Annotated in this window: 16 protein-coding genes and 8 tRNA genes; 18 read left to right on the plus strand and 6 right to left on the minus strand. The window is 33.3% G+C overall.

The window, feature by feature from the left end:
* Positions 1 to 171: 171 nt before the first annotated feature.
* The 8 genes from F8154_RS10185 to F8154_RS10220 all read left to right on the plus strand — a co-directional run bounded on the left by F8154_RS10185 (position 172) and on the right by F8154_RS10220 (position 1,191).
* Positions 172 to 256 (plus strand) — tRNA-Tyr (locus F8154_RS10185).
* Positions 257 to 369: 113 nt separating this feature from the next.
* Positions 370 to 453: transfer RNA gene (locus F8154_RS10190), tRNA-Leu, on the plus strand.
* A 111-nt stretch (positions 454 to 564) separates the two neighbouring features.
* Positions 565 to 639: transfer RNA gene (locus F8154_RS10195), tRNA-Gly, on the plus strand.
* Positions 640 to 648: 9 nt separating this feature from the next.
* A tRNA-His gene (locus F8154_RS10200) sits at positions 649 to 724 on the plus strand.
* A gap of 108 nt (positions 725 to 832) precedes the next feature.
* Positions 833 to 908: transfer RNA gene (locus F8154_RS10205), tRNA-Gln, on the plus strand.
* A 7-nt stretch (positions 909 to 915) separates the two neighbouring features.
* Positions 916 to 991 (plus strand) — tRNA-Lys (locus F8154_RS10210).
* Between the two features lie 43 nt (positions 992 to 1,034).
* Positions 1,035 to 1,109: transfer RNA gene (locus F8154_RS10215), tRNA-Cys, on the plus strand.
* Positions 1,110 to 1,114: 5 nt separating this feature from the next.
* Positions 1,115 to 1,191: transfer RNA gene (locus F8154_RS10220), tRNA-Arg, on the plus strand.
* Positions 1,192 to 1,319: 128 nt separating this feature from the next.
* Here the strand turns inward: F8154_RS10220 and F8154_RS10225 are convergent.
* Genes F8154_RS10225 through F8154_RS10235 form a run of 3 tightly spaced genes read right to left on the minus strand, consistent with a single transcriptional unit; the run spans position 1,320 to position 3,291 of the window.
* Positions 1,320 to 1,652 carry a tyrosine-type recombinase/integrase gene (locus F8154_RS10225; RefSeq protein ID WP_151861518.1) on the minus strand — a complete coding sequence of 111 codons (333 nt, stop codon included), beginning with the start codon at positions 1,650 to 1,652 and terminating at the stop codon, positions 1,320 to 1,322.
* Complete coding sequence (locus F8154_RS10230) at positions 1,610 to 2,581, minus strand: site-specific integrase (RefSeq protein ID WP_151861519.1); 972 nt, start codon at positions 2,579 to 2,581, stop codon at positions 1,610 to 1,612. Before F8154_RS10230 ends, F8154_RS10225 begins: the two co-directional genes overlap by 43 nt.
* Positions 2,582 to 2,625: 44 nt before the next feature.
* The gene (locus F8154_RS10235; RefSeq protein WP_151861520.1) at positions 2,626 to 3,291 is read right to left on the minus strand and encodes a helix-turn-helix domain-containing protein; all 666 of its coding nucleotides are present in this window, start codon (positions 3,289 to 3,291) and stop codon (positions 2,626 to 2,628) included.
* A gap of 144 nt (positions 3,292 to 3,435) precedes the next feature.
* Here F8154_RS10235 and F8154_RS10240 point away from each other — a divergent pair, with 144 nt between their 5' ends.
* The 8 genes from F8154_RS10240 (at position 3,436) to F8154_RS10275 (ending at position 11,381) form a co-directional block, all read left to right on the plus strand.
* Positions 3,436 to 3,639, plus strand: coding sequence for a hypothetical protein (locus tag F8154_RS10240; RefSeq protein ID WP_151861521.1), 204 nt, complete (start codon positions 3,436 to 3,438; stop codon positions 3,637 to 3,639).
* Entirely contained in the window at positions 3,632 to 3,871 is a 240-nt protein-coding gene (locus F8154_RS10245) for a hypothetical protein (protein ID WP_151861522.1), read from the plus strand. Before F8154_RS10240 ends, F8154_RS10245 begins: the two co-directional genes overlap by 8 nt.
* A gap of 14 nt (positions 3,872 to 3,885) precedes the next feature.
* The gene (locus tag F8154_RS10250) at positions 3,886 to 4,662 is read left to right on the plus strand and encodes a replication protein (protein ID WP_151861523.1); all 777 of its coding nucleotides are present in this window, start codon (positions 3,886 to 3,888) and stop codon (positions 4,660 to 4,662) included.
* A gap of 4 nt (positions 4,663 to 4,666) precedes the next feature.
* On the plus strand, positions 4,667 to 5,983 hold the full coding sequence (locus F8154_RS10255) for a replicative DNA helicase (RefSeq protein WP_151861524.1): 1,317 nt from the start codon (positions 4,667 to 4,669) through the stop codon (positions 5,981 to 5,983).
* A 1-nt stretch (position 5,984) separates the two neighbouring features.
* The gene (locus F8154_RS10260) at positions 5,985 to 6,164 is read left to right on the plus strand and encodes a hypothetical protein (protein WP_151861525.1); all 180 of its coding nucleotides are present in this window, start codon (positions 5,985 to 5,987) and stop codon (positions 6,162 to 6,164) included.
* A gap of 350 nt (positions 6,165 to 6,514) precedes the next feature.
* The gene (locus F8154_RS10265; RefSeq protein WP_151861526.1) at positions 6,515 to 6,730 is read left to right on the plus strand and encodes a hypothetical protein; all 216 of its coding nucleotides are present in this window, start codon (positions 6,515 to 6,517) and stop codon (positions 6,728 to 6,730) included.
* A gap of 1 nt (position 6,731) precedes the next feature.
* Positions 6,732 to 6,959: a hypothetical protein gene (locus F8154_RS10270; RefSeq protein ID WP_151861527.1), complete on the plus strand. Its 228-nt coding sequence runs from the start codon at positions 6,732 to 6,734 to the stop codon at positions 6,957 to 6,959.
* A gap of 534 nt (positions 6,960 to 7,493) precedes the next feature.
* A complete protein-coding gene (locus F8154_RS10275) occupies positions 7,494 to 11,381 on the plus strand; it encodes a hypothetical protein (RefSeq protein ID WP_151861528.1) in 3,888 nt (1,295 codons plus the stop codon).
* 35 nt (positions 11,382 to 11,416) lie between these two features.
* Here F8154_RS10275 and F8154_RS10280 read toward each other — a convergent pair whose 3' ends face one another.
* Positions 11,417 to 12,142 carry an antA/AntB antirepressor family protein gene (locus F8154_RS10280; RefSeq protein ID WP_151861529.1) on the minus strand — a complete coding sequence of 242 codons (726 nt, stop codon included), beginning with the start codon at positions 12,140 to 12,142 and terminating at the stop codon, positions 11,417 to 11,419.
* 5 nt (positions 12,143 to 12,147) lie between these two features.
* Entirely contained in the window at positions 12,148 to 12,441 is a 294-nt protein-coding gene (locus F8154_RS10285) for a BRO-N domain-containing protein (RefSeq protein ID WP_151861530.1), read from the minus strand.
* A gap of 211 nt (positions 12,442 to 12,652) precedes the next feature.
* On the opposite strand from F8154_RS10285, the gene F8154_RS10290 reads away from it, so the two are divergent.
* Positions 12,653 to 13,105 carry a metal-dependent hydrolase gene (locus F8154_RS10290; RefSeq protein WP_151861531.1) on the plus strand — a complete coding sequence of 151 codons (453 nt, stop codon included), beginning with the start codon at positions 12,653 to 12,655 and terminating at the stop codon, positions 13,103 to 13,105.
* 104 nt (positions 13,106 to 13,209) lie between these two features.
* Here the strand turns inward: F8154_RS10290 and F8154_RS15535 are convergent, their stop codons facing one another.
* Complete coding sequence (locus F8154_RS15535; RefSeq protein ID WP_279237181.1) at positions 13,210 to 13,338, minus strand: hypothetical protein; 129 nt, start codon at positions 13,336 to 13,338, stop codon at positions 13,210 to 13,212.
* Positions 13,339 to 13,914: 576 nt separating this feature from the next.
* Between F8154_RS15535 and F8154_RS15120 the strand changes: the two genes are divergently transcribed.
* On the plus strand, positions 13,915 to 14,088 hold the full coding sequence (locus tag F8154_RS15120; RefSeq protein WP_192930246.1) for a hypothetical protein: 174 nt from the start codon (positions 13,915 to 13,917) through the stop codon (positions 14,086 to 14,088).
* Positions 14,089 to 14,186: the final 98 nt, after the last annotated feature.

The following is a 14,186-nucleotide window of genomic DNA, read 5'->3' on the forward strand; positions in this document are numbered from 1 at the left end:
GAAAATAGCCGCTATAAAAAACTTAAGCTATTATGACTACAGAAGATTTATAGGGCTAGACAGTTGTAGCTAGAGGTCAGAGATTAGGAATCAGAGTGCCAGAAAAGAATTCTGTTTTAGAATTTATAAACAATCTGGAATGCTGGCTAACCGATATCAGACTTCAAATAGGGAGGGGTTCCCGAGTGGCCAAAGGGGGCAGACTGTAAATCTGTTGTCAACGACTTCGAAGGTTCAAATCCTTCTCCCTCCACCATAAAACCTTACGGTGAGTGAAAAGTTAATAATGAAAAATGTAAAGTTAAGAACACATTCAAGATTTTGTTTTTAATTTTTAGTTTTAGATTATTAATCTTTAACTAATATTATGCGGGTGTGGCGGAATTGGCAGACGCACTAGACTTAGGATCTAGCGGTTTATCCGTGGGGGTTCAAGTCCCTCCACCCGCACCATACTTTTAATTAAAAACTGGAGTGTCTATAAGCCAGACTTGAATAGATTTTACTTAAGTGAAATCTAATATAGACTTAGAAAGTAGGCCTGTAATAACTGATAGCAATTAAGCGGAAGTGGCTCAGAGGTAGAGCATCGCCTTGCCAAGGCGAGGGTCGCGGGTTCGAATCCCGTCTTCCGCTCCATTTAATTTGGTGGGTGTAGTCAAGTGGTTAAGACACAGGATTGTGGCTCCTGCATTCGTGGGTTCGAATCCCATCATCCACCCCATTTAAAAATCAATTAATAATTAGTAAATAAAGAGCAATTAGTTTTTAGTAATTTATTTAGGCTTTTCACTTATACCTTATTCTATAATGCTTATTCCTTCATATACATTGGGATATAGCCAAGTCGGTAAGGCAACGGACTTTGACTCCGTCATCCGCAGGTTCGAGTCCTGCTATCCCAGCCATCATTTCGACCCATTAGCTCAGTCGGTAGAGCACCTGACTTTTAATCAGGGTGTCCCGCGTTCGAGTCGCGGATGGGTCACCACTAGTTATAGAGGTAAAAGTCAAGAGACATCTAACATATAGATGGCGGCATAGCCAAGTGGTAAGGCAGAGGTCTGCAAAACCTTTATTCCCCAGTTCAAATCTGGGTGCCGCCTCCATATATGCGCCCATAGCTCAGCTGGATAGAGTGTCTGACTACGAATCAGAAGGTCGGGAGTTCGAATCTCTCTGGGCGCACCATACTAAACCTTGCATCTATAATGATTCAAGGTTTTCTTATACCCTAACTCAAGTTTACATAAAGTACAATTGGGGACTATTTGGGGACTGAAATTACTAAAAGATAAAAAAGAATATAAAAAACAGGACTAAGCCTGTTTAGTAAGTGAACTATTATTTTTTTTATCTAACAAGTTTTCTAAAGTTGTAGAAGCTTTTTTATCGGTACTCTTAATACTGTGACTATATATATTTAATGTCGTACTTGTTTGGGCATGTCCTAGTCTTGCCGATACTGTTCTAATATCCATTTTTTCTGATACAAGAAGAGTTGCTGAAGTATGTCTTAGACCATGAAAAGAAATATCAGGTAATAGTAAGCTTTGTTTATCTTCTTCTTTAATCTCTACATTGCTTTTTATTGCTTCATTATATCTTCTTAAAAATTTTTTAAACCACTGATAAGGTGCATCGTATGACATGGGTTACCATCCCATTGAGTTAGTAAAAGGTCGTTGTCATGCCATAAGTCACCACATTTCTTTTTTTCTCCATTTTGCAATAGTTTATATTTACGAAGCAAACTGATTACATTATCAGGTAAAGTTATTGTTCTTATTGAACTCTTGTTTTTGGGTTCTTTAGTATAAATACCTATATCTTTTAAATATTGATTAGCTTTATTTATTCTAATAGTCTGATCATCAAAATTAATATCTTTCCATGTGAGGGCTAATAATTCACCCTTTCTTAATCCACCATACAGAGTTATATTAGCAACTACTTGATATTTTAACTCTTCTTCTTGTACTGCACCAAGAAATAATATAGCTTGTACTTCATCAAAATGCTTTGTCTTTTCTTTATGGGCTTCTTTTTTTGGGGGTTTAACCCGTTCGCAAGGATTAGAAGATATTACCTGCCAATAAACTGCTGTTTGAAGTATGCTACTTAAAATCTGATGCTGATATTTAATAGTTCTATTACTATAACCTCCAGGTTTACCATCTAATCTGACACCATCCTCAAGCAGATTATTATAGAAACTGAGCAAATGAACTGGTTGGATTTTATCCATTCTAAGATGTCCAAGTGCTGGTAATATTTTATTTTCCAGTTCTGCTTTATAGGAAGCTATTGTTTTACTTTCTAATTGAGTAACTGCATATTCCTGTAACCATCTACTAATAAAACTTTTAAGAGTTATTTTCCCATCTAAGGCTTGTCCTGTTTGAACTTGTTTTTCAAATTCTATAGCTAACATATTTAATTCTTTTTCTATCTGCTTGGGGGTTAGTTTAGGATCTAAAGTAATGCTCTTATGTTTCCTTATTTTCTTTCCATTCGAGTCATATCCTGCCGATACAGTTATTCTATATGAGTTTTCTCCTCTTTTTTCTATACTCGCCATTACTTTACTCTCCTCTTTACATTTGTAGATGAAGTATATTAAGCTTAGTTATCTTTTTTTTCGGTTGTGTGTATAACGAAAGTATTAATACCATCTTTTGTTTTCTTGTAGTGAACATCTAAGACCTCAGAAATAAGCTTTTGAGCTGTCACATTTACACGCCACAACCTGTAATTATATCTACTCGAAGCATCATCGGGCAACTCTTCGATTCTTGTACAGTTAAATAGTGGCAACACTTCTATTGTAGATGAATAATATATCATTAGTTTAGCAAGATCAAATATTAGTTTAGCAAACGAGGCAGAAGTTATCAGTTCATTTAATATATCTTTTGGTTCCAGAGTAAACTCTATGGTGTTATTAGTTTCTTTGTAACTATAAAGCATATTAGTTAACATACATATATTTTCTATTGCTCCCTCTGAAAGACCAGTTCTTTGCTGTATGTCTATATTTTCTCTGTTTTTTGCCGCAGAACGTCCTAAAAGATAGTCAAAGCTAACATTGAAATAATCGGCAATCATCACAAAAATATCAATATTTGGTGTACTTTGTCCTGTACAGTATAAACTAATGGCTTGTCTAGTAACACCTATAGCTTTTGCAAGCATGGGTTGTGTTGTTTTTGTTTCTTCCATAAGCTCCCTTAGTGCTTTTGGGAAGGGTTTTTCCTCAGTGATATATGTTGGTTCTTTTTGTCGTGCCATTATTACTTTCCCCCTAATGTTATGATATGTTGCTTATAATTAATTAAAGTTAGTATTAATTGACTATGTTTGCTGTTGTTGCTATAATTACATTAAATCAAATAAAATTAACATTGTCAACAACGAGTTAGAGGAGTGTTTAAGATGAAAAGGACAAATAAAGATGTAAGAGAAATAATAGAGAGTAGCGGACTTAAGTATTGGCAAGTGGCTACTGCAGTATTCGGAATCACAGATAGTAATTTCAGTAGGAAACTAAGGAGCGAACTTCCAGAAAAAGAGAAGCAAAAGATTTATCAATTCATTAATGAATGTAAAAAAGAACGAAAGGAGAGATTGAATGGGTAAACGAGTCGGTGTAAAAGGAGCTGCTGAAATAACTGGGCTTTCTGAATGGGAAATTCGGACGGGTGCAAGAACAGGAAAATACCCCCACATGAGAGTCGGGGGTGAAAGAGGTCGAATAATATTCGATATAGAGATGTTGGAATGTCATATACGTAGGATGATGATAGAAAACATTAAAAATAATGAATCTGAAGAATTACAAGAGTTTGGCAAACTACGCAAGGTTTATTAGGTTGGTGGTGATAAATGTCTAATGTACAACTAGAAAATGGTTATACACGAATAGCTAATGAGATTCTAGAAATTATTTGCCTAGCGAAATTGAATGCTACACAATTAAAGATATTACTTTGTATAATTAGGTATACATATGGATTCGGACGAAAAGAGCATGAAATATCGTTATCTTTTATTAGCAAGGCAACAAATGTAAGTAAAAGACACATATCAAGTGAACTAAACAAACTAATTGAAATGAATATAGTTTTAGTTACTAAGGAACATACAGATATACAGAGTAGGAAACTGAAACTAAACAAAAAATATGAAACGTGGGTAAGGTGTGGAACAATACTTCAACAGGTGAGCAATACTACAACAGATGAAGAAGTGCAGGACACTCCAGTAGAAGAATTCTTCCATACTCCAGTAGAAGAATCCTTCCACCAAGAAATAAAGTATTTAAATAAATATAAAGAAAAGGATATTTTCATTTTGAATTATTGGAATGATAAAGGAATCGTTAAACACAGTTTAACTGATGCCATGGTTAAGCATATAAAAGCTGCATTAAAGAAACACAGTAAGGAAGAGATCATAAAAGCTATAGATAATTACAAAGTAGTCTATTCTGATAAGAATTATTACTATAACCATATATGGAGATTGGATAAATTCCTAAAACAGGCTAATGGATTGCCAAACTTTTTAGAAGATGGACAAGTATGGCTTAACTATAATCAGAGTATAGGTAACATAGAAACCGAAGAGATTAACCCTATATATAACGTAAATGGAAGGTGATTAAATGAATATACCCCACAGTATAGAAATAGAACAAACCCTTTTGGGGAACTTCCTACTAGATAAAAATACTTTATATGCTATTGAAAAGCTTAACATAGATGATTTTTATAACGAGTTTCATCAGGCTATGTTTCAAGTGGTAAGAAACCTTAGGAACGATAATAAGACTGTTGATTACATACAAGTCCATGAGGGTTTGAAGAAACTTGGACTCAATGATTTACCTTATTTAAACTCATTAATATCAAATATACCTTTCAGTGAGTCCACCGATCACTATGTAAACACTATTAGAGAAAAATCAATACTTAGAAGGTTAATAAGTGAATGTCAGACAGCTATAAGCATGGCTACAACAGGACAAGAAGACCCTAGAAGTATCAAAGCAACGCTGGCTAATAAGTTAGACTCAATAGGGACTGAACAAAACGAAGAATCAGATAGATTACAAGATATATTTTTAAAACTCATTGATGATATAGAAAATAGTAACTCTAAAGAACAGAAAAAGTATCTTACAGGAATCACAGACCTAGATATTATAACTACAGGATTACATAAGGAAGAGGTCGTGGTTGTAGCTGCTCGTCCAGGAGTGGGTAAGACTGCTTTAGCATTACAAATCTCTAGAAATTTAGCAATTAATGGTTTAAATATATTACTATTATCAAGAGAAATGAGTAAAGCACAAATGGCTAAAAGATTTACATTATCTAAAAGCAATATTAATGGCAAGAGATTAAGGACTGGAAATGTAAATGATGAAGAGTGGAAAATAATTATAGAAACCATGATCAAATTATCTAAGCTGCCAATTAATATAAATACAACCTGTAGAAGTATTCCTCAAATCAAAAACAAGCTAAGGGAAACAAAAGCAGATGTATTGATAATTGATTACCTTCAACTATTAGAACCTATGAATAAATCAGCTAATAGAGAGCAACAGGTCTCAGAGCTTAGTAGAGAAATTAAAAACATAAGCCTTGATTTTAAAATACCTGTAGTATTGCTATCTCAATTAAATCGTAATGCTGATTTAAGAAGGCCTACTCTTGCAGATTTAAGAGAATCAGGGGCGATAGAACAGGATGCCAACTCAGTTGTATTCATTCATCTACCAGCAGGGAAAGAGATAGAAAAGGCAGTTAAAGAAGGATTAATAACAGAAGAATTCTTACAGGAATGTACTAAAAATAAAAACAAAGTTGTAGAAGTTATAATCGCCAAACAAAGAGATGGCGAATTAGGAGAATTCTATTTGCAGTATATGCCAAATAAATTAACATTCTTATCAATATCAAATAGGAGGGAATAAAATGAAACGTTCAAATTATTATGTAGAAACAGAAGGTATTCTAGGAGAGATATGGAGTCAGATAAAAAAAGAGCAACACCCTCACATGAGAGAGGTTTTATTAAAAGGATACTGTATATTGCTTAGTAATAAGTACTGGAATGAAACAGGGAGGAAGAGAGGTATTGGCAAAACAGAATAAAAAATCAGTTGGAGGAGTAGTATGTTAACACCTATGAAAGCAATTAGAAAAAAGTGCCTTGATTGTCCTAATGGGCATTATTCAGAAGTAAGGAAAAGTACTATTGTTAAATGCTTTTTATAGTATCGATTTGGTAAAAGACCAAAAAAATTGAATAAAATAAGGGGGCAGGGGATAGGTCTATCATTCAAGGGTAGAGCAGAAACACCCTTACTAGCTGATTAGTTTAAAGTATAGGTATTAATTATTGACCCTTCAAATTAGTATGTCAAACTTATGTAAGTTATGTATATGTATAATTGATATAACCATTGAAAATAAAGGGTTAGTGTATAGTAGGGAGGGGTAGTATGAAAAAACAGAATATCAGATTAAACAACCCTAGACAGGTCACAAGGCTACTAAATAGAGCTATTAACGATTTGATTAATGAAGACATAGAAATAGGAAGAGCCAAAGCTATAGGATATTTATCAAGTATTATTTTAAAAGCTATGGAAGTTGAAGATTTAGAAAAAAGAATTTTAGAATTAGAAGAATTGGCCCAAGTGAAGAAAGGAGCATAATATGAGAACTAAATTAAAGCAATTAAGAACATTAAAGGAAAAGATATTAAGTATTAAAAATGATGAGGAAGATATGAGTGAAGTTATTTCTAAGTTTACTGATGAAGACTTAAAAGAGATTATTGACATAATGGAATCCACTGGAGAGTACAGTACAGAAGCTAATTTGTATTGGAATAAGGTTATGGATAGATTAGGAGAAAAAAGATATTATGCAAAGATTGAATAATAAATTTAAAAAGATTAAGAAGATATTAGAAGATAGTTACGAAGACACAAAGAACCCTTGCGAATTATTTACAGAGAGGGAACTTATTATAATGTCGATTTACCTGGCTAAAGAAATATTGGCTAATAGTGATTAATTAACAGAAGAACAATTAAAAAAATCTAAAGAGATATTGGCGGAGCATAACAATATTGAATACAGAGAAGAAGAATTAGAAGTTGTATTATCAAAACAAAAGATATTTTAAAAAGAACAGGGAGGTAAAGAAGGATTCAAAGGTAGATTAAAGCGTTTAGAGTCAGCCCTTCTAGGGGCTAACGGTAAAAAAATTATTATACTAGCTAAGATAAATGAAGACCAGTACAAAGGATCAGACGGTGAAAAAACATATACGCAGCAGGAAGTTGATGAGATGGGTAAGTTAAATATAGTAGTAGCTGTAGAATGGAACGAAGATTGTGGTGTTTCTTTTGAAGAAATTTTAAAGTAAGTACAGATTTAAAGGGGGATAATTAAATTATATGAGGTGATTACATGACTCGGGATTGGAATAATATATTAAACCCAAAGCCTATAAATACAAAGGTTAGGGATTGGGACAAAATTACAAGAAGTACCCAACCAACAATTACAGAACAACTACTGCAAGGCAAAACTCATAATAACAACATAACTGTAACTGAACAACTTATGAGAAAAAATAATATTACTTCTAAAAATGCCACTGTAACAGAACAATTAATGAATAAGAAAAGCATTAATATAGAGAAAATCTCAGTAGAGAAACTATATAAAGAAATAAAGTCGGGTAGAGTTAAACTAGAAAATTTAAACGATGAAGGCAAAAGAGTATTAAAAGAATACATGACACAAAATTCGAATGCCCCTTCACCTGTAAAACCTGCATTTAATGATAATTTAAAACCTATCAACTTGTATGAACGACCGAGAGAAAGACCACAACAAAAACGGTATATTGTATCACCCAGAGAGCCACAGCGTTTCCAAAGTCAAACTTTAAGTAGTCCAACAACTATAGAAAATAAAAGACTAGAAACAGCAGGCAAAACACTGTTCAGTGGCTTTAAAAATTTTATTAAAGATCCATTAGGTAAAAATCTACAACAAAAATCAATAGATGAGTTTGACAATATAATTAGTAGCAAAGACCCATTGAGAGTTGAAAAGGTATACAACATAGACATTAATAATTCAAAAGAGGTACAGGAATTTAGAGATTTATTAGTAAAGGGTTATTCGGTACCAGACATTAAGCAATGGAAAAAAGAACAGCAAAACCAACCCTCAACAGGCTTAGGAAAAGGACTAAAAAGAGCCAGTCAAACCAGTAGAGATGCATTAATCACTACTTTAGAAGGTACTCCTTCAAGACCTAAAGAATACCTACAGGACACAGGAAGTAAGGCTGGTAATCTTATATCTGGTGGCTTGGGGCAGTTGTCAACCGAAGCGGCTAAATATATGACCGCAGCTAAAATAGCTCCAATGGTACCAGGTGTAAATAAAATATCTAATCCGTTCCTAAGGACACAAACAGCCGACTTGCTTGTAGATAATATCGCCCAAACCCCTCAAACAATATCAGAGGGTATTCAAGATAAAAAAGGTATAGGCGGCATTGCAAAAGACATTGCTAAGCAAAATGTATTGGATTTAGGTATTAACTTAACCATAGGTGGAGTTGGTGAGTTATTAAAGCGGTCCCCTAACCTATTAAAAAGAGTAAAAGAGGGCAAGGTAACCCCACAAGAAGCAACCGACATTATAAAAGAGTTGAACCTACCTAAAGACACTACACCAGCATCCTTCTTGAAGGAAATGGAGGATTTATCGAAGGAAATTGAGGTGGAGAACTACTATAGAAGATTTGAAACACCAAAGTTAGAACCACCTAAGTTAAAGCCAAAATTACAACCCAAGAAGATAGAACCACCTAAGTTAAAGGCTAAAAATCAAACAGCTACTGCTGCGGATGTATTGCCTATAAAACCTATATTAAAAGTGCCAACATCAGGGACTAAGAAAACCTCTTTTAGTAAAACTATAACCAACAGTGAGTTAGGATCAATGAAGTTAAAGGATTTGATAAACAATAATCCTGTTTCATATGAACCTATTACTAACAAAGAAACTTTATCATTAGCACAGGAAATAGTTGAAGGTAATTTTGAAGCAGCTAAAAACCTTGTTAAGAGTGGTAATAGTTTTGATAATGCAGTTGAGAGTGCTATGGCCCAAGATGTTATAAGAAAACTTCAATCTACTGCTAAAACTACAGATCAATGGAATGAAGTATTTGAAATAATGGAAACAGTAGCCCAAAAGTTTAAATCAGGTGGTCAAGTAATACAATCAGCTTCAATGTGGAGAAGAATGACACCAGAAGGAATGCTAAAATATGCTCAAAGCGTATTTGACCAAGCAAATGAAGCATTATCAGCTAGTCACAAGATTAAGTTAACTAGTGAATTTGCTGAACGTATCACAGAGGGAATGAAACGAATACAATCTAATGATAATATCATTGACTTAATCAAAGAACAATCCAAAGCTAGAAATATACCTGTACCTAAATGGATAGAAAAAGAGTTATTCTCTGTCACTACTGAAAAATTAAATGATATTGCAATAGCCCAAATGCTTTCTACCATAGCTGATGAAGTACCTGTAAATGTAGCTAGAAAGATAAGTAGCTTTCAAGCCATATCACACCTATTTAATGCTAAAACCATGATTAGAAACATATTAGGTAATACTGTGTTTGCAGGGTCAGAGCTTACTTCTACAGGAACTGCAACCATATGGGATAATATACTATCTAAAATAACCGGCAAGAGATCAGTTACATTACCGAAGTTGACAGGTACACTAAAAGAAGCTAGAAAAAGAGGTAAAGAAGCTGCCTTAGATATTGCGTTAGGTATAGATAGAACAGGGGTAACACAGGGGAAGTATAACATACCTAAAGGAAGAACTTTTAAAGATGGTTTACTGGCTAAAGCCGAAAGAGGTTTAAGGTATGCTCTAAATGTACCAGATGAATATGCAAAAGGTTTTATGGGTAAGAATGTACGAAACCAATTAGAAGTCATTGGAGGTTTAAAGGCTACAGAAATAGACGATATAGTAAAAAAAGCAGAATTATATTCTACCTTCCAAGATAAAAGTTTACCTGCTAAGATCCTGCAGGGGACTAAAGACTTAGCTAATAAAATAGGTGTAGGTAATAAAGTTATAGGAAGTAGCGGACAAGTAACAAAAGAATTTGGTTTAGGAGATTTAATTGTTAAATATACAACTGTACCCGGCAACATAATTAGCAGAGGCATAGAATACTCACCTATAGGCTTTCTAAAGGTATTAAACATTATAGACCAGGCAAAAAAAACAGGAGTATTAAACCAAAGAGATTTAGCTATGACACTAGGAAGGGCAACCAATGGAAGTTTATTAATTGGTATGGGTGTCTTAATGAATAGAATGGGCTTAATACAATCCGAAGATAAGAATAGATCATTAAAAGCTCTAGCATTAGACAGAGCAGAAGGATTAGGAGTTAATAAAGTAAATATGTCGGCCCTTAGAAGGTTTTTAAATGGTGAAAATACTAAAGCACAACCTGGAGATATACTTCAAACCTTTGCATGGTTAGACCCTTTGTCTATAGCTTTAAGTGTAGGTGTATCAATAGATAATGAAATTAAAAAAGGTGGAACTAAGGAAGAAGTATTATGGCGAAGTAGTGAAGCTGCACTGGAGGATATGTTAGACTTACCTACCCTTAGTATTATCCGAAAATTAACCTACGCACAGGGAGTATATGATAGAGTTATTATTCCATTAGCAGAAGGGGCTAGTGGTTTTGTACCAGGTCCAATAAGACAACTAGCACAAACAACGGATCCTGTAGCTAGAAATACTTACTCTAAGAAGCCATTAACTAATTTAAATTTAAAATTAAAAGGAAGTATACCAGGACTAAAGAAAAGCCTAGAACCACGATTAACACCTTTTGGAGAAGAAATTAAATATCCTAAAGATCCATTCAATGTATTCTTAAACCCTGCTCAAACTTCTATATATCAGCCTAAAAAGATTTCTAATAAATTAAGAAGATTAGAAGAATTAACGGGGGAAACAACGCAATATCCTGCTGCTAAAGCACCTAATAGCTTTGTACACAATAAAGAAACCATCACATTAACACCGCAGGAAAAAACTCAGTATCAGCAAATAGCAGGAAAGAGGGTTGAAGAAAACTACAGCAATATACTTAGCAATATAGATATAGACAATTTAAATGATAGACAGAGGATATTACTAATTGAAAAATTAGAAAAGGCTCAAAGACAAGCTAGAGAGTATGCTAAAAAATATATATTACAGGAGAAAAGAAGGTAGGAAACTACCTCTTTTTTTATGCAACAAACCGTACATTAGGGCATACAATGCAATGTACAATTAACAGTACATACGGATTGAATACGGTAAACCTTGTATAAGTAAGTAATTGCAATACATAAGAAAAAGCAAAATTGCAATATAGGGAGGGAAACAGACGACAGCCGATAGGCTAGAGGATGTGACCGACCCAACACCGAACAGCTAAAATAAATTGGAGATGATAAAGTGATAACTGACACAGTTTGTTCACCACCAAGGGTGTAAACTTTACTTACTCCCCTTTCATCTTCAACTAATATTGATGTCTTAGACACTGATACTGCATCTGCGAAAATTACTTTTGATTTATCCTTTTCAATTCTTTCTTCTAACTGCATAACGGTGTTTTGATACTCTATGATTTTCATGTCAGCCATTTTCAAAGCTCTTGCCATTAATGATTCTGGACTGTTCCATGCTTTTTCTACTTTAATGAAATATTGCCTAGCTTGTTTTCCTTTATCGGTCCGCTGAATCATACAAAGCTCTTTGGCCATATCTACTTTTATTGCATGATCCATGCTTGGTCTACCACCTAATGGGTTTTCGTCTTTTTTGACTATAACTGCATAATCAAAGTTTTCAACAAATCCATACTCTGCCATTCGATGAAACCATTTTGCATACTCTGTACCAACTTCTAAAAACTCATGCAACTCTCTACCACTTACTACCTGTTGTTGTTTTTCGTTAATATCTACCTTAATTAATTGATTCATGCTTTCTAAACCTCCTTTGTAATCCATCTTTTAAATTGCTTTGCTTCTGGTTTTCTGCTTCCTAAAACTAAGCTATATAATCCATACTCATTTACTAAATTTGTTATCTGCGATCTTCCTAATGAATCGGTGACCTCAGTTGAATTGACCTCATCATTATCTAACCTTTTTAATGTTTCTGTAGGATTAGAAAAATCTAATATTTTGCAAACATCTTTTGCCACAAACCACGGTTGCCCTTCCCTTTCAACTACTCTGATTTTCCCAAACTCTTTTTTCTCAAATATTTGTAGATTCATCTTTTGTTTGCCTCCCATAATTTACTTGTAGCATATTCGCTGATAGTCAACGTATAATACTAAGGAAAGACTGTTAAAGTATTATTTTGGCACCTATAATACAAGTAAAGATAAAAAATATAGATAAAGTATTACTTGAGTTAAGGAATGACTCTAAGATTACACTAAGGTTAAGATTAATATATTGAGTTAATACTATAGAAAAAAGAAGGTGATTATCTTCAAAGGTATTACTCACATTTTAATTTCTATAGCCCTTTATGCAGCTATTACAGAAAAAATTAGCATAAATAGGCCAATATTACCTCTAATTTTAATAATAGCGTTAGGAAGTATCATAGCAGATATTGACCACCCTAAAAGCCTAATAGGAAGATTTTTTATAATAGGCGGATTAATATTTGGTGGGCATAGAGGAGTTACCCATTCTCTAATTGCAGCTGGATTATTTTCTATACCCGTAGCTTTGTACGATCCTTTATATGCTATAGTATTCTTTATAAGTTATTTAATACATTTGGTGGCTGATACTACCACAATTACTGGGGTAAAGTGGTTATATCCCTTCAATAGCAAATCTTACTCATTAAAATTAGCCAGAACAGGAGCAGAAGAATTATTTGTATTTGGTATATGCCTATTGTATCTCTGGAACAAATACTAAGACCGTGTAAACATTTAAAGGGCTTTTTGTCTTTAAAACAATATAAAAAATACTTGGTAACTTAGGACTTAATTACAATAAAAAGTAGCACCCATTATTGAGTGCTACTTTTTGTCTTTCTTTCTTTTTTCGATTGACTCCATTACATGATAGGCAATTAATAGAACAAATATTACACCAAATACACCTACCCAAGCATAATGAAGTAAATCTAAAGTCCACGTGGAACCCATTGCCTCACTTCCTTTAATTACTTCTTATATATCACTGGTGTTATGTGTATTACTAGTCTTTTTTGTTTTATAAAATATAGCCCACACGATAAAAGCCACAATTACTCTAAGTATAAGATCTAATATTTCCAAGTTAATTAAAAAGAATATTAATAGAATTGCTATAGATAAAATTAATGAATATATCGTCTTATAATTATTTATGTATCTTTCTAGAATCTCCTTAACTATAAAGACAAGTAATAACGTACTTACTATTAAACCAAGTAAATAACCTAAGATATAAGACATAGTACACCTCCTTTTGGTAATTATATCATAAAATTGGAAATTACTAAAAACCAATTTTAAATTATATGTATCAAAAATCTATAGATATATAAAACAGCATGAGAAAAATAATTAAGGGGGTGGTTAAGTTGAAAGTAAAAGAAGCTTTTTTATCAGAAACAGAATTAAGAGAGTAGCACCGACCAAAGCACAAACTCTCTTAATAGTAGTACACCTAAAGAAGATGTACATAAATATTATATACTCTTCTTTAGGTTAATTCAAATTAATCATGGAGGGATACTAATGAAAAAATCAACTAATTTAAAGAAAGTAGTAGATAAGTTCAATGAATTAACTAAGGGAATGACATCAGAAGAAGTTAAAAAAACTATTGAATTAATAGAAAGAGGTATAATAGAAAATCAAAGCAATAGTCTGTGGTTGTTTTTTGCAAGGGGAAATTCCTCCCTTTTGTAAAAGTTTTTTCCCCAGGCACCTGTGGGGAATTATTATGTTAATCGAATGAGTGAATTTTTCATTCGATCGCTATCACCGTTGAATATAAGAAGATAGCA

This window comes from Alkaliphilus pronyensis (genome assembly GCF_009017275.1).
Classification (GTDB): Bacteria; Bacillota; Clostridia; order Peptostreptococcales; family Natronincolaceae; genus Alkaliphilus_C; species Alkaliphilus_C pronyensis.

Bases quoted from the DNA above. Each gene is read 5' to 3' on its own strand.
- F8154_RS10265 (WP_151861526.1), top strand. From the start codon at position 6,515: ATGAAAAAACAGAATATCAGATTAAACAACCCTAGACAGGTCACAAGG.
- F8154_RS10280 (WP_151861529.1), bottom strand. From the start codon at position 12,142: ATGAATCAATTAATTAAGGTAGATATTAACGAAAAACAACAACAGGTA.
- F8154_RS15120 (WP_192930246.1), top strand. From the start codon at position 13,915: ATGAAAAAATCAACTAATTTAAAGAAAGTAGTAGATAAGTTCAATGAA.
- F8154_RS10255 (WP_151861524.1), top strand. From the start codon at position 4,667: ATGAATATACCCCACAGTATAGAAATAGAACAAACCCTTTTGGGGAAC.
- F8154_RS15535 (WP_279237181.1), bottom strand. From the start codon at position 13,338: ATGGGTTCCACGTGGACTTTAGATTTACTTCATTATGCTTGGGTAGGT.
- F8154_RS10270 (WP_151861527.1), top strand. From the start codon at position 6,732: ATGAGAACTAAATTAAAGCAATTAAGAACATTAAAGGAAAAGATATTA.
- F8154_RS10275 (WP_151861528.1), top strand. From the start codon at position 7,494: ATGACTCGGGATTGGAATAATATATTAAACCCAAAGCCTATAAATACA.
- F8154_RS10260 (WP_151861525.1), top strand. From the start codon at position 5,985: ATGAAACGTTCAAATTATTATGTAGAAACAGAAGGTATTCTAGGAGAG.
- F8154_RS10235 (WP_151861520.1), bottom strand. From the start codon at position 3,291: ATGGCACGACAAAAAGAACCAACATATATCACTGAGGAAAAACCCTTC.
- F8154_RS10245 (WP_151861522.1), top strand. From the start codon at position 3,632: ATGGGTAAACGAGTCGGTGTAAAAGGAGCTGCTGAAATAACTGGGCTT.
- F8154_RS10240 (WP_151861521.1), top strand. From the start codon at position 3,436: ATGAAAAGGACAAATAAAGATGTAAGAGAAATAATAGAGAGTAGCGGA.
- F8154_RS10225 (WP_151861518.1), bottom strand. From the start codon at position 1,652: ATGTCATACGATGCACCTTATCAGTGGTTTAAAAAATTTTTAAGAAGA.
- F8154_RS10250 (WP_151861523.1), top strand. From the start codon at position 3,886: ATGTCTAATGTACAACTAGAAAATGGTTATACACGAATAGCTAATGAG.
- F8154_RS10230 (WP_151861519.1), bottom strand. From the start codon at position 2,581: ATGGCGAGTATAGAAAAAAGAGGAGAAAACTCATATAGAATAACTGTA.
- F8154_RS10285 (WP_151861530.1), bottom strand. From the start codon at position 12,441: ATGAATCTACAAATATTTGAGAAAAAAGAGTTTGGGAAAATCAGAGTA.